The 21,531-nt window shown below is 67.9% G+C and carries 19 protein-coding genes; 5 read left to right on the top strand and 14 right to left on the bottom strand.

Going from position 1 to position 21,531, the window contains the following annotated elements; genetic code table 11:
- Positions 1-48: 48 nt before the first annotated feature.
- Positions 49-1,119, top strand: coding sequence for an XdhC family protein (locus tag PNO31109_RS19100; protein WP_241014002.1), 1,071 nt, complete (start codon positions 49-51; stop codon positions 1,117-1,119).
- A 134-nt stretch (positions 1,120-1,253) separates the two neighbouring features.
- On the opposite strand, the gene PNO31109_RS19105 is transcribed toward PNO31109_RS19100, so the two are convergent.
- Positions 1,254-1,727, bottom strand: a complete 474-nt coding sequence (locus tag PNO31109_RS19105; RefSeq protein WP_150557029.1) for a peptidase associated/transthyretin-like domain-containing protein — start codon at positions 1,725-1,727, stop codon at positions 1,254-1,256.
- A gap of 123 nt (positions 1,728-1,850) precedes the next feature.
- Positions 1,851-3,422: a DegQ family serine endoprotease gene (locus PNO31109_RS19110; RefSeq protein WP_150557030.1), complete on the bottom strand. Its 1,572-nt coding sequence runs from the start codon at positions 3,420-3,422 to the stop codon at positions 1,851-1,853.
- A 367-nt stretch (positions 3,423-3,789) separates the two neighbouring features.
- Here PNO31109_RS19110 and PNO31109_RS19115 point away from each other — a divergent pair, with 367 nt between their 5' ends.
- Positions 3,790-4,260: a hypothetical protein gene (locus PNO31109_RS19115; protein WP_150557031.1), complete on the top strand. Its 471-nt coding sequence runs from the start codon at positions 3,790-3,792 to the stop codon at positions 4,258-4,260.
- Positions 4,261-4,379: 119 nt separating this feature from the next.
- Here the strand turns inward: PNO31109_RS19115 and PNO31109_RS19120 are convergent, their stop codons facing one another.
- The gene (locus PNO31109_RS19120; RefSeq protein WP_150557032.1) at positions 4,380-5,834 is read right to left on the bottom strand and encodes an ATP-binding protein; all 1,455 of its coding nucleotides are present in this window, start codon (positions 5,832-5,834) and stop codon (positions 4,380-4,382) included.
- Positions 5,834-6,538, bottom strand: coding sequence for a response regulator (locus PNO31109_RS19125; protein ID WP_150557033.1), 705 nt, complete (start codon positions 6,536-6,538; stop codon positions 5,834-5,836). Before PNO31109_RS19125 ends, PNO31109_RS19120 begins: the two co-directional genes overlap by 1 nt.
- Positions 6,539-7,072: 534 nt before the next feature.
- Here PNO31109_RS19125 and dacB point away from each other — a divergent pair.
- Together dacB and PNO31109_RS19135 are read left to right on the top strand one after the other, a co-directional pair.
- On the top strand, positions 7,073-8,587 hold the full coding sequence (dacB, locus tag PNO31109_RS19130; protein ID WP_174966474.1) for a D-alanyl-D-alanine carboxypeptidase/D-alanyl-D-alanine endopeptidase: 1,515 nt from the start codon (positions 7,073-7,075) through the stop codon (positions 8,585-8,587).
- A 167-nt stretch (positions 8,588-8,754) separates the two neighbouring features.
- Positions 8,755-9,690 (top strand): sterol desaturase family protein, encoded by a 936-nt coding sequence (locus tag PNO31109_RS19135; protein WP_241014001.1) that lies wholly within the window; start codon positions 8,755-8,757, stop codon positions 9,688-9,690.
- 79 nt (positions 9,691-9,769) lie between these two features.
- On the opposite strand, the gene PNO31109_RS19140 is transcribed toward PNO31109_RS19135, so the two are convergent.
- The 10 genes from PNO31109_RS19140 to PNO31109_RS19185 all read right to left on the bottom strand — a co-directional run bounded on the left by PNO31109_RS19140 (position 9,770) and on the right by PNO31109_RS19185 (position 20,778).
- Positions 9,770-10,831 (bottom strand): L-threonylcarbamoyladenylate synthase, encoded by a 1,062-nt coding sequence (locus PNO31109_RS19140; RefSeq protein ID WP_150557034.1) that lies wholly within the window; start codon positions 10,829-10,831, stop codon positions 9,770-9,772.
- Positions 10,832-10,834: 3 nt separating this feature from the next.
- Positions 10,835-12,073: a 5-(carboxyamino)imidazole ribonucleotide synthase gene (locus tag PNO31109_RS19145; protein ID WP_150557035.1), complete on the bottom strand. Its 1,239-nt coding sequence runs from the start codon at positions 12,071-12,073 to the stop codon at positions 10,835-10,837.
- A 38-nt stretch (positions 12,074-12,111) separates the two neighbouring features.
- Positions 12,112-12,618: a 5-(carboxyamino)imidazole ribonucleotide mutase gene (gene purE, locus PNO31109_RS19150; RefSeq protein WP_150557036.1), complete on the bottom strand. Its 507-nt coding sequence runs from the start codon at positions 12,616-12,618 to the stop codon at positions 12,112-12,114.
- Positions 12,619-12,634: 16 nt separating this feature from the next.
- On the bottom strand, positions 12,635-13,525 hold the full coding sequence (locus PNO31109_RS19155; RefSeq protein ID WP_150557068.1) for a phosphoribosylaminoimidazolesuccinocarboxamide synthase: 891 nt from the start codon (positions 13,523-13,525) through the stop codon (positions 12,635-12,637).
- A gap of 173 nt (positions 13,526-13,698) precedes the next feature.
- Positions 13,699-15,198 (bottom strand): hypothetical protein, encoded by a 1,500-nt coding sequence (locus PNO31109_RS19160; RefSeq protein WP_150557037.1) that lies wholly within the window; start codon positions 15,196-15,198, stop codon positions 13,699-13,701.
- A 353-nt stretch (positions 15,199-15,551) separates the two neighbouring features.
- Positions 15,552-16,616: a class II fructose-bisphosphate aldolase gene (gene fba, locus PNO31109_RS19165; protein ID WP_150557038.1), complete on the bottom strand. Its 1,065-nt coding sequence runs from the start codon at positions 16,614-16,616 to the stop codon at positions 15,552-15,554.
- 122 nt (positions 16,617-16,738) lie between these two features.
- Complete coding sequence (gene pyk / locus PNO31109_RS19170) at positions 16,739-18,172, bottom strand: pyruvate kinase (protein WP_150557039.1); 1,434 nt, start codon at positions 18,170-18,172, stop codon at positions 16,739-16,741.
- A gap of 236 nt (positions 18,173-18,408) precedes the next feature.
- The gene (locus PNO31109_RS19175) at positions 18,409-19,614 is read right to left on the bottom strand and encodes a phosphoglycerate kinase (protein WP_150557040.1); all 1,206 of its coding nucleotides are present in this window, start codon (positions 19,612-19,614) and stop codon (positions 18,409-18,411) included.
- Between the two features lie 85 nt (positions 19,615-19,699).
- Positions 19,700-20,023 carry an AzlD domain-containing protein gene (locus PNO31109_RS19180; protein WP_150557041.1) on the bottom strand — a complete coding sequence of 108 codons (324 nt, stop codon included), beginning with the start codon at positions 20,021-20,023 and terminating at the stop codon, positions 19,700-19,702.
- Positions 20,020-20,778, bottom strand: a complete 759-nt coding sequence (locus PNO31109_RS19185) for an AzlC family ABC transporter permease (RefSeq protein WP_150557042.1) — start codon at positions 20,776-20,778, stop codon at positions 20,020-20,022. Before PNO31109_RS19185 ends, PNO31109_RS19180 begins: the two co-directional genes overlap by 4 nt.
- A gap of 453 nt (positions 20,779-21,231) precedes the next feature.
- Here PNO31109_RS19185 and PNO31109_RS19190 point away from each other — a divergent pair, with 453 nt between their 5' ends.
- Positions 21,232-21,429 (top strand): zinc-finger domain-containing protein, encoded by a 198-nt coding sequence (locus tag PNO31109_RS19190; RefSeq protein WP_150557043.1) that lies wholly within the window; start codon positions 21,232-21,234, stop codon positions 21,427-21,429.
- Positions 21,430-21,531: the final 102 nt, after the last annotated feature.

Raw genomic sequence — 21,531 nt, forward strand, 5'->3', positions numbered from 1 at the left:
CTCGGCCCGACGGCGCCGCCGCTCACGTATTGGCGAAGGAACCGTGCTATGGACAGTGTCGACCTGGAAGTGCTGAAGTCCGCCGTGCAATGGACCCGCGCGGGCTTTTTCGTCACGCTGGGCACCGTCGTGCGCACCTGGGGGTCCGCGCCCCGCCCCGTGGGCTCGATGCTCGCGATTCGCGAAGACGGCCACATGGTCGGCTCCGTCTCAGGCGGCTGCGTCGAGGACGATCTGATTGCCCGCATCCGCGAAGGCGACTGGCCGCAAGACCGTCCGCAACTCACGAGCTATGGTGTGAGCGCCGAGGAAGCCCACCGCTTCGGGCTGCCGTGCGGCGGCACGCTGCAACTGGTGCTGGAGCCCGTACGCGAGGCCTCGCGCATTGCGGAACTGCTCGACGCGGTCGCGCAGTTCCGTCTGGTCGTGCGCGAACTCGACATGACGACCGGCGCAGTGCAGATCGCACCGGGTCACCGCACGCCCCCCGTCGAGTTCGACGGCAAGCGGCTCATCACGTCGCACGGGCCGCGTCATCGGCTCGTCGTCATCGGCGCGGGCCAACTCTCGAAATACGTGGCCGGCATGGCGTGCGCACTCGACTATCACGTGATCGTGTGCGACCCGCGCGAGGAATACGCCGAAGAATGGCAGGTGCCCGGCACCGAGCTCTCGCGCGAGATGCCTGACGATCTGATCGTGCGCCTGCAACTCGACTCCCACAGCGCGGTGCTCACGCTCACGCACGATCCCAAGCTCGACGACATGGCGCTGCTCGAAGCGCTCAAGTCACCCGCGTTCTACATCGGTGCAATCGGCTCGCGGGTGAACAACGCGCGTCGGCGTGAACGCCTGTCGTTGTTCGATCTGAGCACGGCGGAGATCGAGCGTCTGCACGGGCCGGTCGGCATGCACCTCGGCGCGCGCACGCCCGCCGAGATTGCCGTGGCGATTCTCGCGGAAATGACGGCCATCAAGAACGGCATCGCCGTGAAACAGACGTTTGCGATGCGCGGCGCCGAGGACAGTCTCGGCGAAGGCGCCAGACACGGCACGAGCGGCAGTCTGGCCGGTGTCGGCGAGGCGCTGCTGGCGGACGACGCGTCTCGCGCGGCCTGAGGCGGCGGCACACAAAAAAAAAGCGCCGCCTTTCGGCGGCGCAACTCGCTCACTCCTTGCAGAGTGCTACTGCCTGGGTTACTTCACCGTACACGCTGCACACCGGTCGACCAATCGACCGACCGATCGGCACATCAGTCGTGCGGCCACAGGAACGTTGCGGCGGCGTGCCCCTTGGCGGGGACCTGCACCTGTCGGGTCATCGGCCTGCCGTTATAGGTTGCCTTCACGGTGTAGCTGCCCGGCGGCAGCCTGACGAGCATGAAGGGACCCTTGGCACGCGTGTCGAGCACCGTGGTGCTGCCGCGCATGATCTGCACCTGCGCGTCCGCGACGTACTCGTTGGCGCCTTCGCCGCGCGCCGCCATCTCGATGGATAGCGGCCAGCGCGAGGCTTCGCGCTTGAAGGTGCCGGACTCGTCGCTGTCGATACCGCCCGACACATACGACACGTCGCCCTGCTGCATCGCGGGCGGCAGCGTGCCACCGCCCTGCGCATGCGCGACCGATACGGTCGACAGGCCGCCCATTGTCGCTACAGCGGCGGCCGTCGCGGCCGCTGCCGACCAGCGTTGCCATTGTTGCCATCGTTGCTGTCGTTGCCACATATTCGACCTCCCGTTTCATCACGATGCCGGTTAGCGCCGGGCGCGCGAGGCGCTCGCCTGTCGGCCGCCGGCGCCCGGACACATCAGGTAGTGCGTGGCATCCCGTTCGGTACTGCGCTCGACTCAGCCGAGATCGACCGGGATGAAGATCTGCTGCCCGTCGCGCTGCACCAGCAGCGCAACGTTGTTGCCCGCCTTCTTGAGCTTCTCGCTCAGTTGCGCGGCGCTCGTCACCGGCGTGCCGTTGAGCGACAGGATGATGTCGCCCGCTTGCACCCCGGCCTGCTCGGCCGGACCGCCCGCGCGCGCCACCAGCAATCCGCCGGTGACCTGCGCGGCGCGCTTTTCCTGCGGCGAGAGCTCGCGCACCGCCAGCCCCAGGCGCCCGTGCGTGGCCGAGTCGTCGGCGCTCGCGACGTCCTGCTTCTCGTTGAGCGCCGCGACCGTCACGGTCACGTCCTGCTTGCCGCCGTTGCGCCAGACCGTGAGCGTGGCCTTTTGGCCGGGACGCATGTCGGCGATCTTCTCCGGCAACTGCACCGAGTCGTCGATGGTCGTGCCGTTGACCGCCAGAATCACGTCGCCCGGCTTCAGATCGGACTTCGCGGCCGGCCCGTTCTTGTCGATCGACGATACCAACGCGCCCGTGGGCTTGGGCAGGCCGAACGACTTCGCGAGCGACTGGTTGACCTCCTGGATCGCCACGCCGATGCGCCCGCGGCTCACCTTGCCGTACTGCTGGAGCTGCGCCTTGACCTTCATCGCCATGTCGATCGGAATCGCGAACGACAGCCCCTGGAAGCCGCCGGTGCGCGAGTAGATCATCGAGTTGATGCCGATGACCTCGCCGTTCAGATTGAACAGCGGCCCGCCCGAATTACCCGGATTGACCGGCACGTCCGTCTGAATGAACGGCGTGTAGTTCTCGTCGGGCAGGGCGCGCGCCTTCGCCGATACGATGCCCGCCGTCACGGTGTTGTCGAAGCCGTAGGGCGAGCCGATGGCCACCACCCATTCGCCGGCCTTCGATTTCGACGGGTCGCCGATTTTTACCGTCGGCAGGCTCGTCGCCGCGATCTTGAGCAGCGCCACGTCGCTCGCCTTGTCGCTGCCCACGACCTTCGCCTTGTACTCGCGCTTGTCGGTGAGCTTCACCGTGACCTGGCTCGCGCCGTCCACGACGTGAGCGTTGGTCAGGATGTAACCGTCCGGACTCACGATGAAACCCGAGCCGAGACTGCGCGTCGGCCCGCTCTCGCCGCCGTTGTCATCGTCGCCGCCGTCGTTACCCGGCGCCCCGTAGAAACGACGGAAGAACTGGAACAGCGGATCGTTCTGGTCCATGCCGGGCGGCATGGGGATCGCGGCCGCGCCCCGGCCCGCCGAAGGTTTCCCATCGTGCGTCACACTAATGTTGACTACGGCCGGTCCGTATTGTTCCGCCAGTTGCGAGAAGTCCGGCACCAGCATGCGCGGTGCGGCATTCGGCGCGGTGTTCGGCGCGGTGTTCGGCGCGGTGTTCGGCGTGTTGGCCGCCGCTGCCGTTGCCGTCGCCGGCCACGCCGCGTGGGCATCGCTGACCATTTCCGAGGCGAGCGGCGCTTGCCAGTGTTGGCGCCCGGCAACGTAGCCCCCCGTCAATGCGACGAGTACGGCACTGGCCACCAGCGTGCGAGTGAGCTTTGAGGTCCGCATGAGTCTCTCCTTACCGAAGACCACGTTTGAACATGCCTGTGATCGTAGAGAGGCTCCCTTAAGAGAACCTTAAGGCCTTGAGAACCTTAAGGCCTTGATACCCTTCAGACCCTTGATATCCTTCAGCCCCTTGAGATCTTCATGCGCAAAAGCGTGGTCCCGGCGACGGGCGAGCGTCGCCCGAGGAGGGAGAACGTCACACGTCGCGTATGGCACGGAGTTTCGCGCCACGATGCGCGCTATGCGTTACAGCATCGCGCGTTTGAAGGAACTCGACGTGCGGTGTGTCTTGCCCGTCAATGGCCCGCTGTCTACGGTGACTAGGCAGTGCAATCCCGCACCGCACGACCGCTTCACGAGGAGGTTCATGATGCAAACGTTCCGCATGATCCGCACGGCCCACCCGCGCGGCACATTGCTTCGCCACGCCGCACACGCGCTTGGAAGCGCCGCCGCCGCGCTCGGTCTCGTACTGGCCTTCGGCGCGCACGCCGCGCCTGGCGACGGCTCGCCCGGCACGCAGGGGCCCGCCGATTCGTCGATCCCGGGGCAGACGCAACAGCCCCCGTCGGACCGGACCGCGGACCGGACGTCGGGACAAGCTTCGGGACAAGCTTCGGGACATGTGCAGGCGCCCGCGAATTGCACGCCCGATACGCCGACCGATCAGGCCATTCTCGGCAAGTCGCTCGATGAAGTGAAGACGATGCTGCAGGGCTGCCCGTGGCGCATCGGCATGCAGGACGGCAGGGTCCTGCCATCGACGCGCGACTATCGCCCCGATCGCCGCACCCTCACGATCGAGAACGACAAGGTCACGGGCGTGACGCGCGGATGAATCGCCCACCGCAGCGTGCCGCCACGGCCGGGCGCGCGACGGCGCGCACGGCACGATGGCGTGGCCGCCTCGCACTGAGCCACGGCGTCGCCCGCTGCCGGACGAGGCGGCGTGACGTGTCAGATCGGCGGTGGCGGGGACTGGGCCGCGCCGCCGAAGCTCACGCGCACGCGCAATCCGCGCCCGCTGCGGGTATCGAGCAGTTCCACGCGCGCACCATGCGCCCGCGCAACATTGCGCACGATGGCAAGGCCGAGCCCGCTGCCTTGGGCGCGCGGCGCTTGCGGATCCTCGTCCTGCCCCGTGAGCGAGCCCGGCCCCGGTGCATCGCCCGGCGCCTGCCCGTCTACCCCCCGTTCGGGGGCGCCCGCCTCGCCTGACGCCGGCGCCTGCGCCGCGCCGCCACGGAAAAAGCGATCGAACACGCGTTCCCGTTCGGCCACCGCGATCCCGGGCCCGTTGTCCTCGACCTCCACCACGGCCGCGGGCGTCGCCGCCACCAGACGCACGTCGACGTGCCCGCCGCGCGGCGTGTACTTCAGCGCGTTGTCCACGAGATTGCCGAAGAGCGTTTGCAGCGCATCGGCATCGCCGCGCACATGTGCGATGTCGGCGAGCGCCTCGGGGGCGTCCAGGCCCAGGTCGATGCCGCGCGCCACGGCCAGCGGCGCATGACGCGCCACCACGTCGCGCAGTACCGGCACGAGCGGCATGTCGACGAAGGCCGAGGCGGCACGCGCCGCATCCGGCTCCTGACGCGCCAGCGTGAGCAGCTGCGACACCATGTGCGACGCGCGCTGCACGCCGTCTCGCAAATCCTGCATGGCTTGCGCGCGTTCGGCCTCCGTGTTCGCCCGGTCGAGCAACTGCACCTGCAATTGCAACGCGGCAAGCGGCGTGCGCAGCTCGTGCGCCGCATCGGCGACGAACGCCTTTTGCTGCACCAGCGCCTCGTCCAGCCGGCCCAGCAAGCTGTTGAGCGCGCGCACGAGCGGTCGGACTTCGTCGGGCAGGCCAGCCTCGGGCAACGCTTCGAGGGCGCCCGGCGAACGCGCGTCCAGCGCCTTCGTGACACGCCTTAACGGTTGCAGTCCGCGGCCGACGACGAACCACACCAGCAATGCGAGCAGCGGCATGGCGACAACGAGCGGCAGCAGCGTGCGCAACGCCATCGAGACGGCGAGCGAGTCGCGTATCGCCATCGGCTGCGCCAGTTGCACGACGTTCTCACCCACGAGCGCCGCGTACACGCGCCAGTCGCCGGCGGGCGTCTGCACGGTGGTGAAGCCAAGCTCCGCGCGCGGCGGCAACGGCGTGCGCGGGTGCGAGTAGTACAGCTCCACGCCGTTGCGGCTCCAGATCTGGATGACGAGCCCGGCCGCGTCGCTGTGCTCGCCCGGCGCGCTAGAGAACGGCTCGGCCGGCAGCGACAGGGCCATCTGCTGCAGTTGGAAATCGAACAGTGCGTTCGCCTCGGTGCGGGCCTGGCGGAAGATGGCTACGCCGGCGAGCACGAGCGCCGCCGCGAGCGTGAGCAGCAATCCGACGAGAAGACGGCGACGAATCGAGCGCATTACTCGGCCTCCGATGCCGCGCCGCGCGCGCCCGGCATCTGCGCCGTTTCAGCCGGCATCATGTAGCCGACGCCCCGCACGGTGCGAATGGCGTCCGCCCCGAGCTTCTTGCGCAGCCCGTGCACGTGGACTTCCACTGCATTGCTGGCGACCTCCTCGCCCCAGCCGTAGATGCGCTCTTCGAGCTGCGCCTTGGAGAGCACCGCCCCGGGACGGTTGAGCAGCGCTTCTAGCACGGCGTATTCCCGAGCGGAGAGCACGACGGGCACGCCGCTGCACGTGACCTGCCGCGTGGCCGGGTCGAGCACGATGGCGCCGTGGCGCAGCAGCGGCTCGCTGCGGCCCGCCTGGCGGCGCACCAGCGCGCGCAGCCGGGCGGCGAGCTCGTCGAGGTCGAACGGTTTGACGAGATAGTCGTCCGCGCCGGCGTCGAGTCCCTTCACGCGATCGGCGACGGCGTCGCGCGCGGTCGCGATGAGCACCGGAAGCGCCTGACCGCGGGCGCGCAAGGTGCGCAGCACGTCGATGCCGTCGCGGCGCGGCAGGCCGAGATCGAGCAGCAGCGCGTCGTATGACTCGAGGGCGAGTGCATCGAGCGCCCGCTGGCCGTCGCCGACGTGATCGACGGTCCAGCCATCATGGCGCAGCCCCTTCGTCACGGCCGCGGCGATCATCGCGTCGTCTTCCACCAATAGGATTCGCATGGCTTGTCGGTATCGTTGGGCCTTCGCAGAATTTTTCGCAGAACTTTTCGCAGACTGTCCCGCAGGACTTCTGACGAGCCTTCGCACGCGTCGATCGCCGCGTGCGAGTGCCGCGTCCGGATGTTGCCTAAGGGTGACAGTCACAGGATTTTCGACCCATTGTAGCGACAGTTCGTTGCACGCCCGTCTTACAATGCAGCCAACCACGCGCCGCGCATGTCAGACGCACATCGCGGCGCGGCACTCGCCACATCGCTTCGCCGCCGCGTCCGCACTGCTGTGCCTGAGCGCCTCAGGTCCATACGGTTTCGCAGCGCGCAACACTGGAGAACATCGCCCGTCATGCGCGTCCCCCGCCTGCATCGCTTGCCCCGCCGCCTTGTAGTCGCGCCGTTCGCACCGGCGCGCTCGCCATTGCCGCCCTCCTCCTCGTCGCCCTCCTCCTCGCCGCCCTCCTCCTCGCCGCGCCCCCCTTTGCCACCCCAGTCGTTGCCCTCGTCGCCATCGTGGTTGCCGCCGCCATCGACGCGCGCGTTGGCGTCGTCGCTTGCGTGGGGCGCGTCGGTGCTGAGCCTGGCGCTGCTCGCGAGCGCGCCCGTGCAGGCCAGGCCGGGCAAGCACGCGAAGATGCCGAAGGTGCCTGTCGCCGCCGCGCACGCCACGCCGCTGCCCGCGCCCCTTGCCCGCGCGCTGGCCGCGAGCAAGGTGCCCGCCGCGCACGTGAGCGTGGTGGTCGCGCGGGTCGACAACCCGCTGCAGACGCGCGGCAGCATCGCGCCGCCCTTGCTGGCCGTCAATCCAGGCGTGCCGCGCAATCCGGCGTCGACGATGAAGCTCGTCACCACGATCGCCGCCCTCGACACGCTCGGCCCGGACTACCGCTGGCGCACGCAGGCGTTCACCGACGGACAGCTCGACGGGCGCACGCTCAACGGCAACCTGTACTTCAAGGGCACGGGCGATCCGAAGCTCGTGCCCGAGGAGATGGAGAAGTTCGTCGCGGAGTTGCACAATGCGGGCGTGGTCAACATCAATGGCGACATCGTGCTCGACCGTTCGGCGTACAGCGCGGACATTGGCGCAACCGCCGCGATCGACGGCGGCGACGATCGCCCCTACAACGTGGCGCCGGACCCCCTGCTCTACTCGTTCAAGGCCGTCTCGTTCAGCTTTACCAGCAACGCGAACGGCACCGTCGACGTTGGCGTGCTGCCGCCGCTGGCCAATCTGCAGGTCGCCAACGAAATGACGTCGACGCCGACGGGCAACTGCGGCGACTGGCTCGCACGCATCCACCCCACGCTCGCCGCCACGCCGGACGGCGCTTACGTCGCCCACTTCTCCGGCACCTATCCGGCCGCCTGCGAGGACAAGGGCTGGAACGTGGCGGCACCGGAGCGCGACCGCTTCTTCCTCGGCGGCTTTCGCGCGCTGTGGCAGGCGTCGGGCGGCCAGTTCAACGGCGGCGTGCGCACGGGCGCCGTGCCGCCGGGGGCGCGGCTGCTCGTCACGCATCGCGGTCAGACCCTCGCCGAAGTCGTGCACGACATGAACAAGTTCAGCAACAACGTCATGGCGCGCCAGCTCTTCCTGACGCTGGGCCTCGGCGCCGACGGCAAGACGCCGGCGAGCCTCGCGCGCTCGCGCGAAGTGCTGCGCCGCTGGCTCGACAAGAACGATCTCGCCATGCCGGGGCTCGTCGTGGAGAATGGCTCGGGTCTGTCGCGCATCGAGCGCGTGAGTGCGGCCGAACTCGCGCGGCTGTTGCAGCATGGCGTGAACGGGCCGCACGCGCAGGTGCTCGTCGAATCGATGCCCACGGTCGGCGTCGACGGCACCATGCGCAATCGTCTGAGCAATCGCGACGTGGCGGGCAACGCCCACATCAAGACGGGCACGCTCGACGACGTGAGCGCCGTGGCCGGCTACGTCGGCTCGCGCAACGGCAACATCTATGTCGTGGTCTCGCTGGTGAACGATCCGCGAGCGAGCAATGCGCGTGCGTTCAACGACGCGCTGATTTCGTGGGTGTACGAAAACGCACCGTGAGCGCGGGCGTGCCGTCGTGCTGTTGACGTTTCCTTTTTTGACGTTTCCCTCTAACGGGCGCGTGACGCGCGGTCATTCGCGTCAGAATAGACGTTCCATCGGCGTCATCGCCGCCAAGACGGCGGGACGCCGGTTCAGACGACCCTACCGTGAGGAGACGCGCGGTCATGAACGTCGAGTTGATTCTGCTGGCGCTCGCGCCGGTGTTCGTGCTGTGTATCGGCATCGAAGCCTGGTACTGGCGGCGTCGCCGCCCCGGCATGTACAGCCTCAGGGACACCGTGAGCAACGCCACGCTCGCCCTCATGCACCAGGGGGCCGACAAGCTGGCCTGGCTGCTCGTCGTGCCGTTCTATGGATGGCTCTACGACCATTACCGCGTCTATACGATGCCTGGCGGCTGGGCCGGCTTCGTGCTGCTCTTCGTCGTGCAGGACTTTCTCTACTACGTCTTCCATCGCGCCAGTCACCGCGTTCGCTGGCTCTGGGCCGCGCATGTGGTGCATCACTCGTCGGAGCGGCTCAACCTGTCGACCGCGTTCCGCCAGAGCCTGATGTATCCGGTCGCCGGCATGTGGCTGTTCTGGACGCCGATGGCCCTCATCGGCTTCACGCCGGTGCAGATCGTCGGCGTCGTCCTGCTTAATCTGGCGTTCCAGTTCTTCGTGCATACGCAGGCCATTCCGAAATTGGGCTGGCTCGAGTACGTGCTCAGCACGCCGTCGATCCACCGGGCGCATCACGCGCGCAATCCGCGTTACATCGACCGCAACTATGCCGGCGTGCTGGTCATCTGGGACCGCCTGTTCGGCTCCTATGTCGAGGAAAGCGAGGACGAGCCGTGCGAATTCGGCATCGTCGACCCGATCCACACCCACAACCCGATCACGCTGACGTTCCACGAATGGCGCATGATGGCGCGTGACGTCGTCACGGTGCCTGGCTGGCGCAACAAGGGGATGGCGTTGTTCGGGCCGCCCGAGTGGCGGCGCGCATGGCTCGCCGCGCAACCCGCGGCGACACCCTCGGCGGTTTCATCGGTGGCGCCCGGGACCGGCGTGGGGAGCATGGCGGGCGCCGAAGCCTCGCGCGAGACGCGCTGACGCAGAACGCCGGCGATTCATGAAAAAGGCGCGGAAACTCCGCGCCGTCTTCGTGAGCCCTCGCACTATCCCCAGGCGCTCATTCTCGCTCGAACGCCGCGGCTGCGCGGCCCAGCCGATCGCCGACGGCGGCCCAGGCCGGCGTATCGGGCAGACGTTCGAACAGGATGTGCGTGACGTTGGCGCGATCGAGCCGGCGCAGCATCGCGTAGAGATCGGTGGCGAGGGCTTCGGGCGTGGCCGGCAACGCGATCTTGAGAACGTCGTCGGATGCCGCGGCGTCGGCCGGCAGCGCCGCGAGCGTCGGTGCAAACGCCGCCACCGCGACACGCTCGCCCGTCGGACGCAATGCCAGCGCCGGGGCGAACTGCCCGGCGTCGCACAGATACAGCGGTGTGCGCGGGGCGTAGTGCGCCTTGAGCGTGCCCGACGCGCGCGGCGCATTGCTGTCCTGTCCCGGCAGTCGTGGCATTTCGCCCAGAACCTGCGCGATCTGCGCTGGCGTGATGTGCCCCGGGCGCAGCAGCGCCGGAAAGCCGCGCGACAGATCCACGATGGTCGATTCGATGCCCACGGCCGCCTCGCCGCCGTCGAGCACGTGAACGCTCACGCCGGGCAGTCCGGCGAATTCGTCGCGCACGTGCTGCGCCGCCGTCGGGCTCACCTGCCCGAAGCGGTTGGCCGACGGCGCGGCAACGCCGCCCTGCCCGCCCGGCCCCGCCTTGAGCGTCGCGAACTCACGCAACAGCGCCTGCGCGACGGGATGCGACGGGCAGCGCAGCCCCACCGAATCCTGCCCGCCGGAGACGGCGTCCGGAATATGCGGTGCGCGCCTGAGGATGAGTGTGAGCGGACCCGGCCAGAAGGCGTCCATCAGCGCGCGCGCGGCGGGCGTGACGTCGTCGCTCCAGTAGCCGGGGTCGCCTTCGGGCGAGAAGTGAACGATGACGGGGTGGTTGGCCGGGCGTCCCTTCGCGGCGTAGATGGCGGCGACGGCCGCCGGGCTCTCGGCGTCGCCGCCCAGGCCATAGACCGTCTCCGTCGGGAATGCGACGAGCTCGCCCGCTGCAAGCTGCGTGGCGGCCCGGGTAATGTCGTCGGCCGACGGCATGACGACGCGCGGCGCTTGGGGCGAGCTCATCGCTCAGTCTTCCAGCGCAATGTCGAGGCTCGCGGCCGCCGAGACGCACGCCTTGCGCGCTTCGTCGAGCGTTGCGGCGGCGAACGTGATGTGGCCCATCTTGCGCCCCGCGCGCGCCTCCTCCTTGCCGTACAGATGCAGGCGGGCGGACGGCAGCGCAACGACGTCGGCCCACGCCGGCGTGCGCGGCTGGTCCTTGCCCTCGCCCTCGAACCACACGTCGCCGAGCACGTTGAGCATGACCGCCGGCGAGTGCTGACGGGTCTCGCCCAGCGGCAACCCCGCCATGGCGCGCACCTGCTGCTCGAACTGGCTCGCCGCACACGCATCGATCGTGTAGTGACCACTGTTGTGCGGGCGCGGCGCCATTTCGTTGGCGATGAGCGTGCCGTCCTCGAGGATGAAGAATTCGACGCACAGCACGCCGACGTAGTCCATTTGCGAGGCGATCTTCGCCGCGGCCGCGCGGGCGGCATCGGCCACCGCCGGCGCCGCGTCGGGCGCGGGCACGGTCGTGGTGGCGAGAATGCCGTCGATATGCACGTTCTGCGCGAGCGGATAGGTCGCCACCGCGCCGTCGGCGCCGCGGGCGCTCAGCACCGAGACCTCGAACGCCAGCGCGAGACGTTTCTCCAGCACGCACGGCACGCCGCCGAGCGCGGCATAGGCGCTGCGCGCCTCGGCCGGCGTGCTCACGCGCACCTGCCCCTTGCCGTCATAACCCAGGCGTGCGGTTTTCAGAATGCCGGGCAGCACGCTCGCGAGCGCGGCGTCGCCGATGGCGGCAAGCGCCTCGCCGGACTCGATCACCAGGTGCGGGGCGACCGGCACGCCGCAGCTTTCGATGAAACGCTTCTCCGCCACGCGGTCCTGCGCAATGGCCACGCAACGCCCGGCCGGGCTCACGGTCGAGGTCTTCGCGAGAAAGTCGAGCGACTCGGCCGGCACGTTCTCGAACTCGGTGGACACCGCCGGGCACAGCGCGGCGAGCTCGGCGAGCGCCGCCTCGTCACGATAGTCGGCGACAATCAGGCGATCGGCCACCGCGCCTGCCGGACAACGCGGATCCGGGTCGAGCACGCAGACCTTGTAGCCCATCGACTGGGCGGCAAAACAGAACATGCGGCCGAGCTGGCCGCCGCCGAGCATGCCCAGCCACTGGCCGGGCAGGACGGGATGTGCGGGATGTGCGGGATGCGCGGATGGCCTCGAGTGCGCAGGCGCAGCGGGTGCGGAATTCATCGTTGTGAAGACGGAAAACGGGGACGGTCGTTCTTCTTTTACAGGGCGGGCAACGTCATGCCGCGCGCGGCCTCGGTCTGCTTCGCGCGGAAGGCCTCGAGCCTGTCGGCGAGCGCCTTGTCGCCGGCGGCGAGCATCGCCACCGCGAACAGCGCCGCGTTGGCCGCGCCCGCCTCGCCGATGGCGAACGTGGCGACCGGCACGCCCTTGGGCATCTGCACGATAGACAGCAGCGAGTCCTCGCCGCGCAGGTACTTGCTCGGCACAGGCACGCCAAGTACCGGCACCGTCGTCTTGGCGGCGATCATGCCCGGCAGGTGCGCGGCGCCGCCGGCGCCCGCGATGATCGCCACGAGCCCGCGCTCGCGGGCGGCTTCGGCGTAGCGGAACATGTCGTCCGGCATGCGGTGCGCGGAGACGACCCGCGCCTCGTAAGGCACGCCGAATTCGGCCAGAATCGCGGCCGCGTTCTTCATCACTTCCCAGTCCGAGTTGGACCCCATGACCACGCCAACGCGCGGGGCCGCGGCTTGTTTGTCACTCATGTCGTCGATGCTCCGCTCAGGCCAGTGACTGGCCGGTCAGGCGCTCGAGCGCCTCGCGGTACTTGGCGGCCGTCTTCTCGACGACTTCCGCGGGCAGCTTCGGCGCCGGCGGGGTCTTGCCCCACGGCTGGGTCTCCAGCCAGTCGCGCACGAACTGCTTGTCGAACGACGGCGGGTTGCTGCCCACGGCATACGAATCGGCCGGCCAGAACCGCGACGAGTCGGCCGTCAGCGCTTCGTCCATCAGGTGGAGCTTGCCGTCGTCGTCCAGACCGAATTCGAATTTCGTGTCGGCGATGATGATGCCGCGCGTGGCGGCGTAGGCGGCGGCTTCCTTGTACAGACGGATCGAGATGTCGCGAATCTGCTCGGCGAGCTCGCGGCCGATGCGGCTCGCCATCTCGTCGAAGCTGATGTTCTCGTCGTGCTCGCCCAGTTCGGCCTTGGCCGCCGGCGTGAAGATCGGCTCGGGCAGTTGCTGCGCGTTTTGCAGCCCGGCGGGCAGCGTCACGCCGCACACGGCGCCGGTGGCCTGATAGTCCTTCCAGCCGCTGCCGGCGAGGTAGCCACGCACGACGGCTTCGACCAGGATCGGCTTCAGACGCTTGACGACGACCGCGCGGCCGGCGACCTGGGCGACCTCGTCGGCCGATACGACGCTCTCGGGCGCGACACCCGTCAGGTGATTCGGCACTACGTGCGCGAGCTTGTCGAACCAGAAGTTGGCCATCTGGTTGAGCACGCGGCCCTTGCCCGGAATCGGCTCGCCCATGATCACGTCGAACGCCGAGAGGCGGTCCGTCGTCACGATCAGCAGCTTGTCGTCGCCGACGGCGTAGTTGTCGCGCACCTTGCCGCGCGAGAGCAGCGGCAGGCTCTTGAGGGAGGATTCGTACAGGGCGTTCAGAGCGGGGGTAGTCACGGCGGGACCCGATATCAGGAAGGGCAAAGGCGTAATTATACGCGCCTCGGGTAACGTTTCGCGAAGATGTCGGCCCCGCCGCCTGCCGCCTGCCGCCTGCCGCCCACCGCCATCGCTCCGGTTGCCTCGGCCGCGGCCGCCGGATCCCGCCGGCGGCGTCACGCCGGCGCAGACCGAAACGCCAGCGCGAGCCGCTCCCTTTCCGACGCGTGCACCAGCAACGCCACCACCGGCGTTCGCTGCGTGGGATGCGACATCACGTCCTGCCTCGCGCAACAGGTTCGGTGCCAACTGGCCACGACCCCCGCGTCGTAATACTTGTTGTCGCACGTGAGCCCGTAATCGTCGAGCGACACCAGACGAACGGCATCCGGACTCCGCGGATCGATGGGCTCGAGCGAAATCCGGTCGGTGTGCCCGCTGACGTAGCATGGACTGAGGAAGCGGATACCGCTCAGCACGTTGATCTCCTCGCGCAGCCAGAGCAGCGCCTTGCCGGGCGGCAGGCAGCCCGAGGCGAGCAGCGGCGCGACGTGCTCGAAGTTCGCTTCGAGAATCGCCGCGAGCTTCTGGCGCCCGCGGGCGCTGCGCCAGTCGATGTGTGCACCGGCGACCTCGGGCAGCGTGCGCAGATGCTGTAGCAGCAGATGCGCCTTGCGCTCGCGGTGCATGTCGCCGCGCCCCGACGTGCGCAGCATGTCGACCAGCAGCGCAAGTTCCGCGATGAGGTCGAAGCTGCGGGCGGCGGCATCGATGTAGTGGCTGCTCAACTCGGCGCGCTGGGACGCGACCGCGCCGGAGATCATGCCGCGCAGCCTGGCGTCACCGCCCTGGAGCTGCAGCGCAGCGCTGGCGATCACCGCGCATGGCCTCGCAATGCCGTGCTCCGAGCACACCAGCGCGATTCTGCCGGGATGGCGTCGCAGGTAGTCGGCGACGCCGCGGCCGGCATCCCAGAACGTCCGGCCGGAAATACCTGCCCCCCGGCGCTCCATCCCGACGAACTCCATGAAGCTCACGTGCGCGAGGCTGCCCTCGAGCTCGGCAGACGGTGGCCGAGCATCGCCGCCGCGCGCCGCAACGCGGGCGATGTACGTGCTCACGGGGCGCTGCCGATAACCCGCGTGGTCGGCCGGCCGAACAGAATCGGCGTCCACGCGCATGGCACCCGGCTCGACGCAGCAGATCGCGCCGATCCTCGGATTGGCCTTGAGCATGCGGGTAAGGGTGTCGGCCTCGGCCGGCGTGGCGGTCGGTCCCGCGATAAACGTATGGCCACCCAGTTCGATCAAGCCATAGCGGGTGCATTGACCGTCCACGCGAATCAGGTTTGTCGTGTTCACGCCGTACCGCGCAGCCCAAGCCTGGGCGACTCGCGCGTTCGCCCAGTCGGGTGTCGGGTCGTCGTGCCCCCAGATGGGGATCGGTGCGGTGAGGTCGATCGCGGGCGCAGCGCCGGGCGGCCGGGGCGCCACCTCGCGCCCGGCCGTCCCGGCAAGATTCGGTGCGCTCGACACGCGATGAGAGGCGCGTGCGTTCGCGACCCGGGACATGGCCGCCGCCATCGGCGAGTCAGGCGACGAGGATCTCGATGGCGCGTCGGTGCAGGAAAGCCCGAGGCAGTTCGTCAGCGAATCCGGCAGGAATTTCAGTGGCATCGATGTCTCCGTGATGGCCCGTGCGAATGGCAGTCGGCAATCGGCAATTGCCAATGGGCACGGGCAAGGGCAAGGGGCAGGTCGGCGAACGGTCGTGAAGCGTGCCACGCGCCGCCGTGCCCAACTTCCGGAATATGCGTGTGGCTGTCGCTTTGCACCGAAGCCGTGCGGGCATCGCCCCCTTCCCGCACCGCACCGGCAGTGAGCGCCGACGCGCCGACGCCAAAGGAAAGGGCCCGGTTTCCGCACCAGCGATCGCTGGCGGGAAACCGGGCCCCGGAGCCGGTGCATCCGCGATGCACCGCGCTGGCCGGCAGGCCGCGCGAATACCGCGCGAGCCCGACGCGCCTGATTTACTTCACGATTTGCGCGAGGTCGCCGCTCTTGTACTTCTCGGCCATCTTCTCGAGCGAGACCGGCTTGATCTTGCCGGCCTGGCCTTCGCAGCCGAACGCCAGATAGCGCGCCTTGCAGACCTGCTTCGCGGCTTCGCGGGCCGGCTTGAGGTAGTCGCGCGGATCGAACTTGCTCGGGTTTTCGAACAGATAACGGCGGATCGCGCCCGTCATGGCCAAACGGATGTCGGTGTCGATGTTGACCTTGCGCACGCCGTGCTTGATGCCTTCGACGATCTCTTCGACCGGCACGCCATACGTTTCCTTCATGTCGCCGCCAAACTCGCGGATCTCGGCCAGCAGTTCCTGCGGCACCGACGACGAGCCGTGCATCACGAGGTGGGTGTTCGGAATGCGGCGGTGGATTTCCTTGATGCGGTCGATGGCGAGAATGTCGCCCGTCGGCTTGCGGCTGAACTTGTAGGCGCCATGCGAGGTGCCGATGGCAATGGCCAGCGCGTCGCACTGCGTCTGATGCACGAAGTCGGCGGCCTGATCCGGGTCGGTCAGCAGTTGCTCGCGCGTCATGGTGCCGTCGGCGCCGTGACCGTCTTCCTTGTCGCCCTTCATCGTTTCGAGCGAACCCAGCACGCCCAGCTCGGCTTCGACCGTCACGCCGATGTAGTGCGAGAACTCGACGACCTTCTTCGAGACTTCGACGTTGTACTCGTAGCTGGCAACCGACTTGCCGTCGGCCTCGAGCGAGCCGTCCATCATCACGCTCGAGAAGCCGCTCTTGATGGCGGCCATGCACACGGCCGGCGACTGGCCGTGATCCTGGTGCATCACCACCGGGATATGGGGGTAGGCTTCGACGGCGGCCGAAATCAGATGGCGCAGGAACGCTTCACCGGCGTACTTGCGGGCGCCGGCCGACGCCTGCATGATCACCGGGGCGCCAACTTCGTCGGCCGCCGCCATGATCGCGGAGACCTGCTCCAGATTGTTGACGTTGAAGGCCGGCAGACCATAGCCGTTTTCGGCGGCGTGGTCGAGCAGCTGTCGCATAGAGACTAGGGGCATGATGTTCTCCTTGGAATCACAAAACTAAGTAAATCTTTTCCTCGATCCGCAGGCGCCCCTCATGACGACGGCTCGCGGGCGGCGCGGCACCTGGCCTCGCCGCGCTCGCGCGGCCCCTCTCGTCATGCGTGGCCCACCTGAACGATCTTCAACGTGTTGGTGCCGCCGGGCTGCCCCATCGGTTCGCCGACCGTCAGCACGATCGTGTCGCCGCGCTTGACCACGCCGCTCGAGAGCAGCAGTTGCTCTGCCTGCTTGAGCGCCTGATCGCGGTCGTGCGCCGCATCGGCTCGCATCGCGTAGACGTTGCGATACAGCGCCATCTTGCGATGGCTGCCGAGCTGCGACGTCAGCGCGAAAATCGGCACATGGATCTTGTGGCGGGACAGCCACAGCGCCGTGGCGCCTGACTCGGTGAGCGCCACGATCGCTTTCGCGCCAAGATGATACGCGGTAAACAGCGCCCCGGCCGCAATCGTCTGATCGATGCGCGTAAAAGTTTGGTCCAGCCAGTCGCGGTCGAGTTCCACGGTCTCCGAGCGTTCGGCCTCGACGCAGATCGCCGCCATCGTCTCGATCGTCTCGACCGGGTACTTGCCTGCGGCGCTCTCGGCCGAGAGCATCACGGCGTCGGTGCCGTCGAGCACGGCGTTGGCCACGTCCGACACCTCGGCGCGCGTGGGCACCGGATTGTGGATCATCGACTCCATCATCTGCGTTGCCGTGATGGTCGTCTTGTTCATCTCGCGCGCCAGGCGAATCATGCGCTTTTGCAGCGCCGGCACCGCCGCGTTGCCGACTTCGATGGCCAGGTCGCCACGCGCGACCATGATGCAGTCCGACGCCGCCAGGATCTCCTCGAGCGCCGGAATGGCTTCGGCGCGCTCGATCTTGGCGATCATCAGCGGCTTGATGCCGTAAGGCTCGCCCGCCACGTTCGCCAGGCGCCGCGCCATTTCCATGTCCGTGGCGTTCTTCGGAAACGAGACCGCGACGTAATCGGCGCCCAGCGCCATCGCGGTCTTGATGTCTTCCATGTCCTTGGCGGTCAGCGCCGGAGCCGTGAGGCCGCCACCCTGGCGGTTGATACCCTTGTTGTTCGACAGGTCGCCGCCGACCTTCACCGTCGTGTGAATCTCGTTGCCCAGCACGCGATCGACGATCAGCACGATCAGGCCGTCGTTGAGCAGCAGCACGTCGCCCGCGCGCACGTCGCGCGGCAGCTCCTTGTAGTCCAGCCCGACACGCTCGTCGTTACCGAGCTCGCAGTCCGCATCCAGAATGAACTTGGCGCCGGCCTCGAGCGTGGTCTTGCCGTTCTCGAACTTGCCGACGCGAATCTTCGGGCCCTGCAGATCGGCCATGATGGCCACTTCTCGGCCCGCCGCCCGGGCAGCGGCACGCACCATCTCGGCGCGCTCGATGTGGTCCTGCGCCTTGCCGTGCGAGAAGTTCAGCCGGACAACGTCGACGCCCGCGGCGATCATGCGCGAGAGCACTTCCGGCGTGCTCGATGCCGGACCGATGGTGGCGACGATCTTGGTGGAGCGGTTCATTACTTCCATCTCTTCATCCTCTTTTGGTAACAGCGCGTTCGACATTGCTGGCGCTTAGAGGTTTGTAGCGCATTTAGGCCGTCGCAGGTTAACCAAAAAGTTCGTATTGTCAGTACGAAATCGTTCGATTCGATCTCTGACGTTCGCAATGAGAGGAACAAAACCCTCGCCTTCCGCTCCCGTCAAACGCCGTCCGATCGGCCCGGATGCTCCGCCCCACCTGGTTTTTGCGCGCTTCAGGCGGCCTGAGCGGCGCGTTGTTGCAGCACATCGACCGCCGGCAGCGTCTTGCCCTCGAGGAATTCGAGGAATGCGCCGCCGCCGGTCGAGATGTAGCTCACCTGATCGGCAATGCCGTACTTGGCAATGGCGGCAAGCGTGTCGCCGCCGCCGGCAATCGAAAAGCCTCTGGCGGCCGCGATGGCGCGCGCCAGGGTTTCGGTGCCATGGCCGAACTGGTCGAATTCGAACACGCCGACCGGGCCGTTCCACACGATCGTGCCGGCGCCGGACAACTGCTCGGCGAGCCGGGCGGCCGTTTGCGGGCCGATGTTGAGAATCATGTCGTTGGCGTCCACGTCGGCGGCGGCCTTCACGCTCGCTTCGGCCGTCGGGCTGAATTCCGTGGCGCACACCACGTCCGTGGGGATCGGCACCGAGGCGCCGCGGGCGGCCATCGCGTCGATGATCGCCCTGGCCTCGCCGACCAGATCGGCTTCGGCGAGCGACTTACCGATCGGCAGGCCGGCCGCGAGCATGAACGTGTTGGCAATGCCGCCGCCCACGATCAGCTGATCGACCTTGTCGGCAAGCGACTTGAGAATGGTGAGCTTGGTGGAGACCTTCGAGCCCGCGACGATGGCCACGAGCGGACGGGCCGGCGCGTTGAGCGCCTTGCCCAGCGCCTCGAGTTCGGCGGCAAGCAGCGGGCCGGCGCAGGCCACCGGCGCGTACCTGGCGATGCCGTGCGTGGTGGCCTCGGCGCGGTGCGCGGTGCCGAACGCGTCGTTCACGTACACGTCGCACAGCCTGGCCATCTTCTGCGCCAGTTCGTCGTTGTCCTTCTTCTCGCCCTTGTTGACGCGGCAGTTCTCGAGCAGCACGACCGTGCCCGGCGCCACGTCGAAGCCGCCGTCGACCCAGTCGGCGACGAGCTTCACGTCACGGCCGAGCAGCTCGGACAGGCGCCGCGCCACGGGGGCGAGCGAGTCGGCCGGCTTGAATTCGCCCTCGGTCGGACGCCCCAGGTGCGAGGTCACCATCACGGCGGCGCCGGCGTCGAGCGACATCCGGATGGCCGGCACCGACGCGCGAATGCGCGTGTCTTCCGTGATACGGCCCTCGTCGTCTTGCGGCACGTTCAAATCGGCGCGGATGAATACACGTTTGCCCGCAAGGCGGCCCTGAGCGATCAGATCGGTAAGACGGACGACGGAAGCCATGAGAATCCGGAATGAATGGTGGGAAAAACATGCATTTTAACTGATCCGACCGGCCGAATGCCCATTTTGGCGTTCGCAGTTTCGCCTACAGGAACAGGCGCCCCAGCGTGTAGACGGCCATGCCCACGACGATCATCTCGATCATGTTGCGCCGCCACACGAACCAGCCCGTAGCAGCCACGGCAGCGGCCAGCTTGTGGTTGCCCGGATGCAGCGCGAACTGGTGGTCGAGCAGCAGCACCTCGGGCACCACGATGACGGCGAGCGCCGCCGCGGGCGCGTAGCGCAACGCTCGCTGCAGCCGCGGCGGCAGCGTGACGCGATCGCCCGCGAGCAGGAAGAACGTGCGCGTGATGATCGTCACCACGGTCATCGCCACGAAGGCGAACCAGATTTCGAACGTGCTCATGAGCGCGACTCCCGGGAAGCGGACGGCTTGCCGGCCGGCGCGAGCTTCTTCGCGCGACGCGCGGCGAGCTCGTCGCACACCATGCCGGCCGCGAGCGCGCCAAGCACGCCCAGCACGAGATTGAGGCGATACGGCAGATCGAACGCGAGCAGCCCGATGACCGACGCCAGCGTGACCACCAGCAGCGTCGAGCGCGTGGTGATGGTGTGCACCATCATGGGAATGAGCGCGAGCGTACCCGCGAAGCCGAGTCCCCACGTGTCGGGCACGAGCGCGCCGAGCAGAATGCCGATGACCGACGAAACATGCCAGACCACCCAGTTGCTGAGGGTGATGCCGTAATACGTGCCCTCCTTGCCCGGCACGTAGCCGGTGGCGAAGTTCTGGTTCATGAACATCACGAAGCCCAGATCGCCGTTCACGTAGCCCAGCACCAGACGCCGGGGCAGCGACAGATACGAGAAGTGCGGCTGGAGCGCCGCGCTGAAGATCACGAAACGCAGGTTGACGATGCCCACGGTGAGCAGGATGGTCCAAAGCGGCAGCCCCGCGGCGAATAGCGGCAGCGACGCCAGTTGAGCCGATCCGGCGTAGAGCATCAGCGTCATGCCGATGGCCTGCGGCACGGTAAGCACCGACTTGCTCATGGCGACGCCCGTCACGAGGCCCCACGAGAAGATGGCGGGCAACAGCGGGGAAATAATGCGGAAACCGGCCGCGAACCCATCACGTTCAGCGGCAGGCAGACGAAGCATTGGCATGGTCGGTTGGGGGGCGAACGCCGGGGCAAGCGGCGCGGTGTCTGGCATTGCGGGGCGAAGCGGTCCCGACGGCGCCCGGCACGCCCGAGATGACCGCTACGCGGCCACGGCGCCCGCCTGGCTTGCCGGAGTCTGTCCTGAATATATTCGTCATTGGCGGCGGACGACGGTCCATTATAGCCATGGTAAGTAGTTGCTTAGTACGTTCATGGCGTACATCCGCACGTTTTCGCAGACGCAACGGGCGAGGTGTCGCGCGCACGCCACGCGGGGACGAAACCGGTCGGCCATGCAGACGCCGCCGTAGCGGCCCTGCGTCCGCAAAGGGCTGCTGCTGCTTTACAATAGCGACTTTTGGTGAATCGGCCGGGCGCCGGACATGAGGCTTTCCGTGTCGCCGGCCGGGCAATTCCCGAAATCCCGAATACCCATCACGGTCAGAACCCCATGAGCGAAGTCAAAGAAATGCCGGTCGTCGAAGTCGGCGCCGAAGATCTGCCGGTCCATTGTCCGAATCCGAAGATGGAAGCCTGGAGCGCCCATCCGCGCGTGTTCATCGACGTCAGCCACGGCGAAGCCGCGTGCCCCTACTGCGGCACCCGCTATCGGCTGAAGGCCGGCGTCGTGCTCAAGGGCCATCACTGAGCCGTCTGCCCCCTGGACGGGTGGGCGCAGCCCATCTGCGTGACGACGCGCCGCCCGTGCCCCTTTCCGTTTCATCGCTACGCTTAACGTAAGAGTCTCCGC

The organism is Pandoraea nosoerga (assembly GCF_902459585.1).
GTDB classification, from domain to species: Bacteria; Pseudomonadota; Gammaproteobacteria; order Burkholderiales; family Burkholderiaceae; genus Pandoraea; species Pandoraea nosoerga.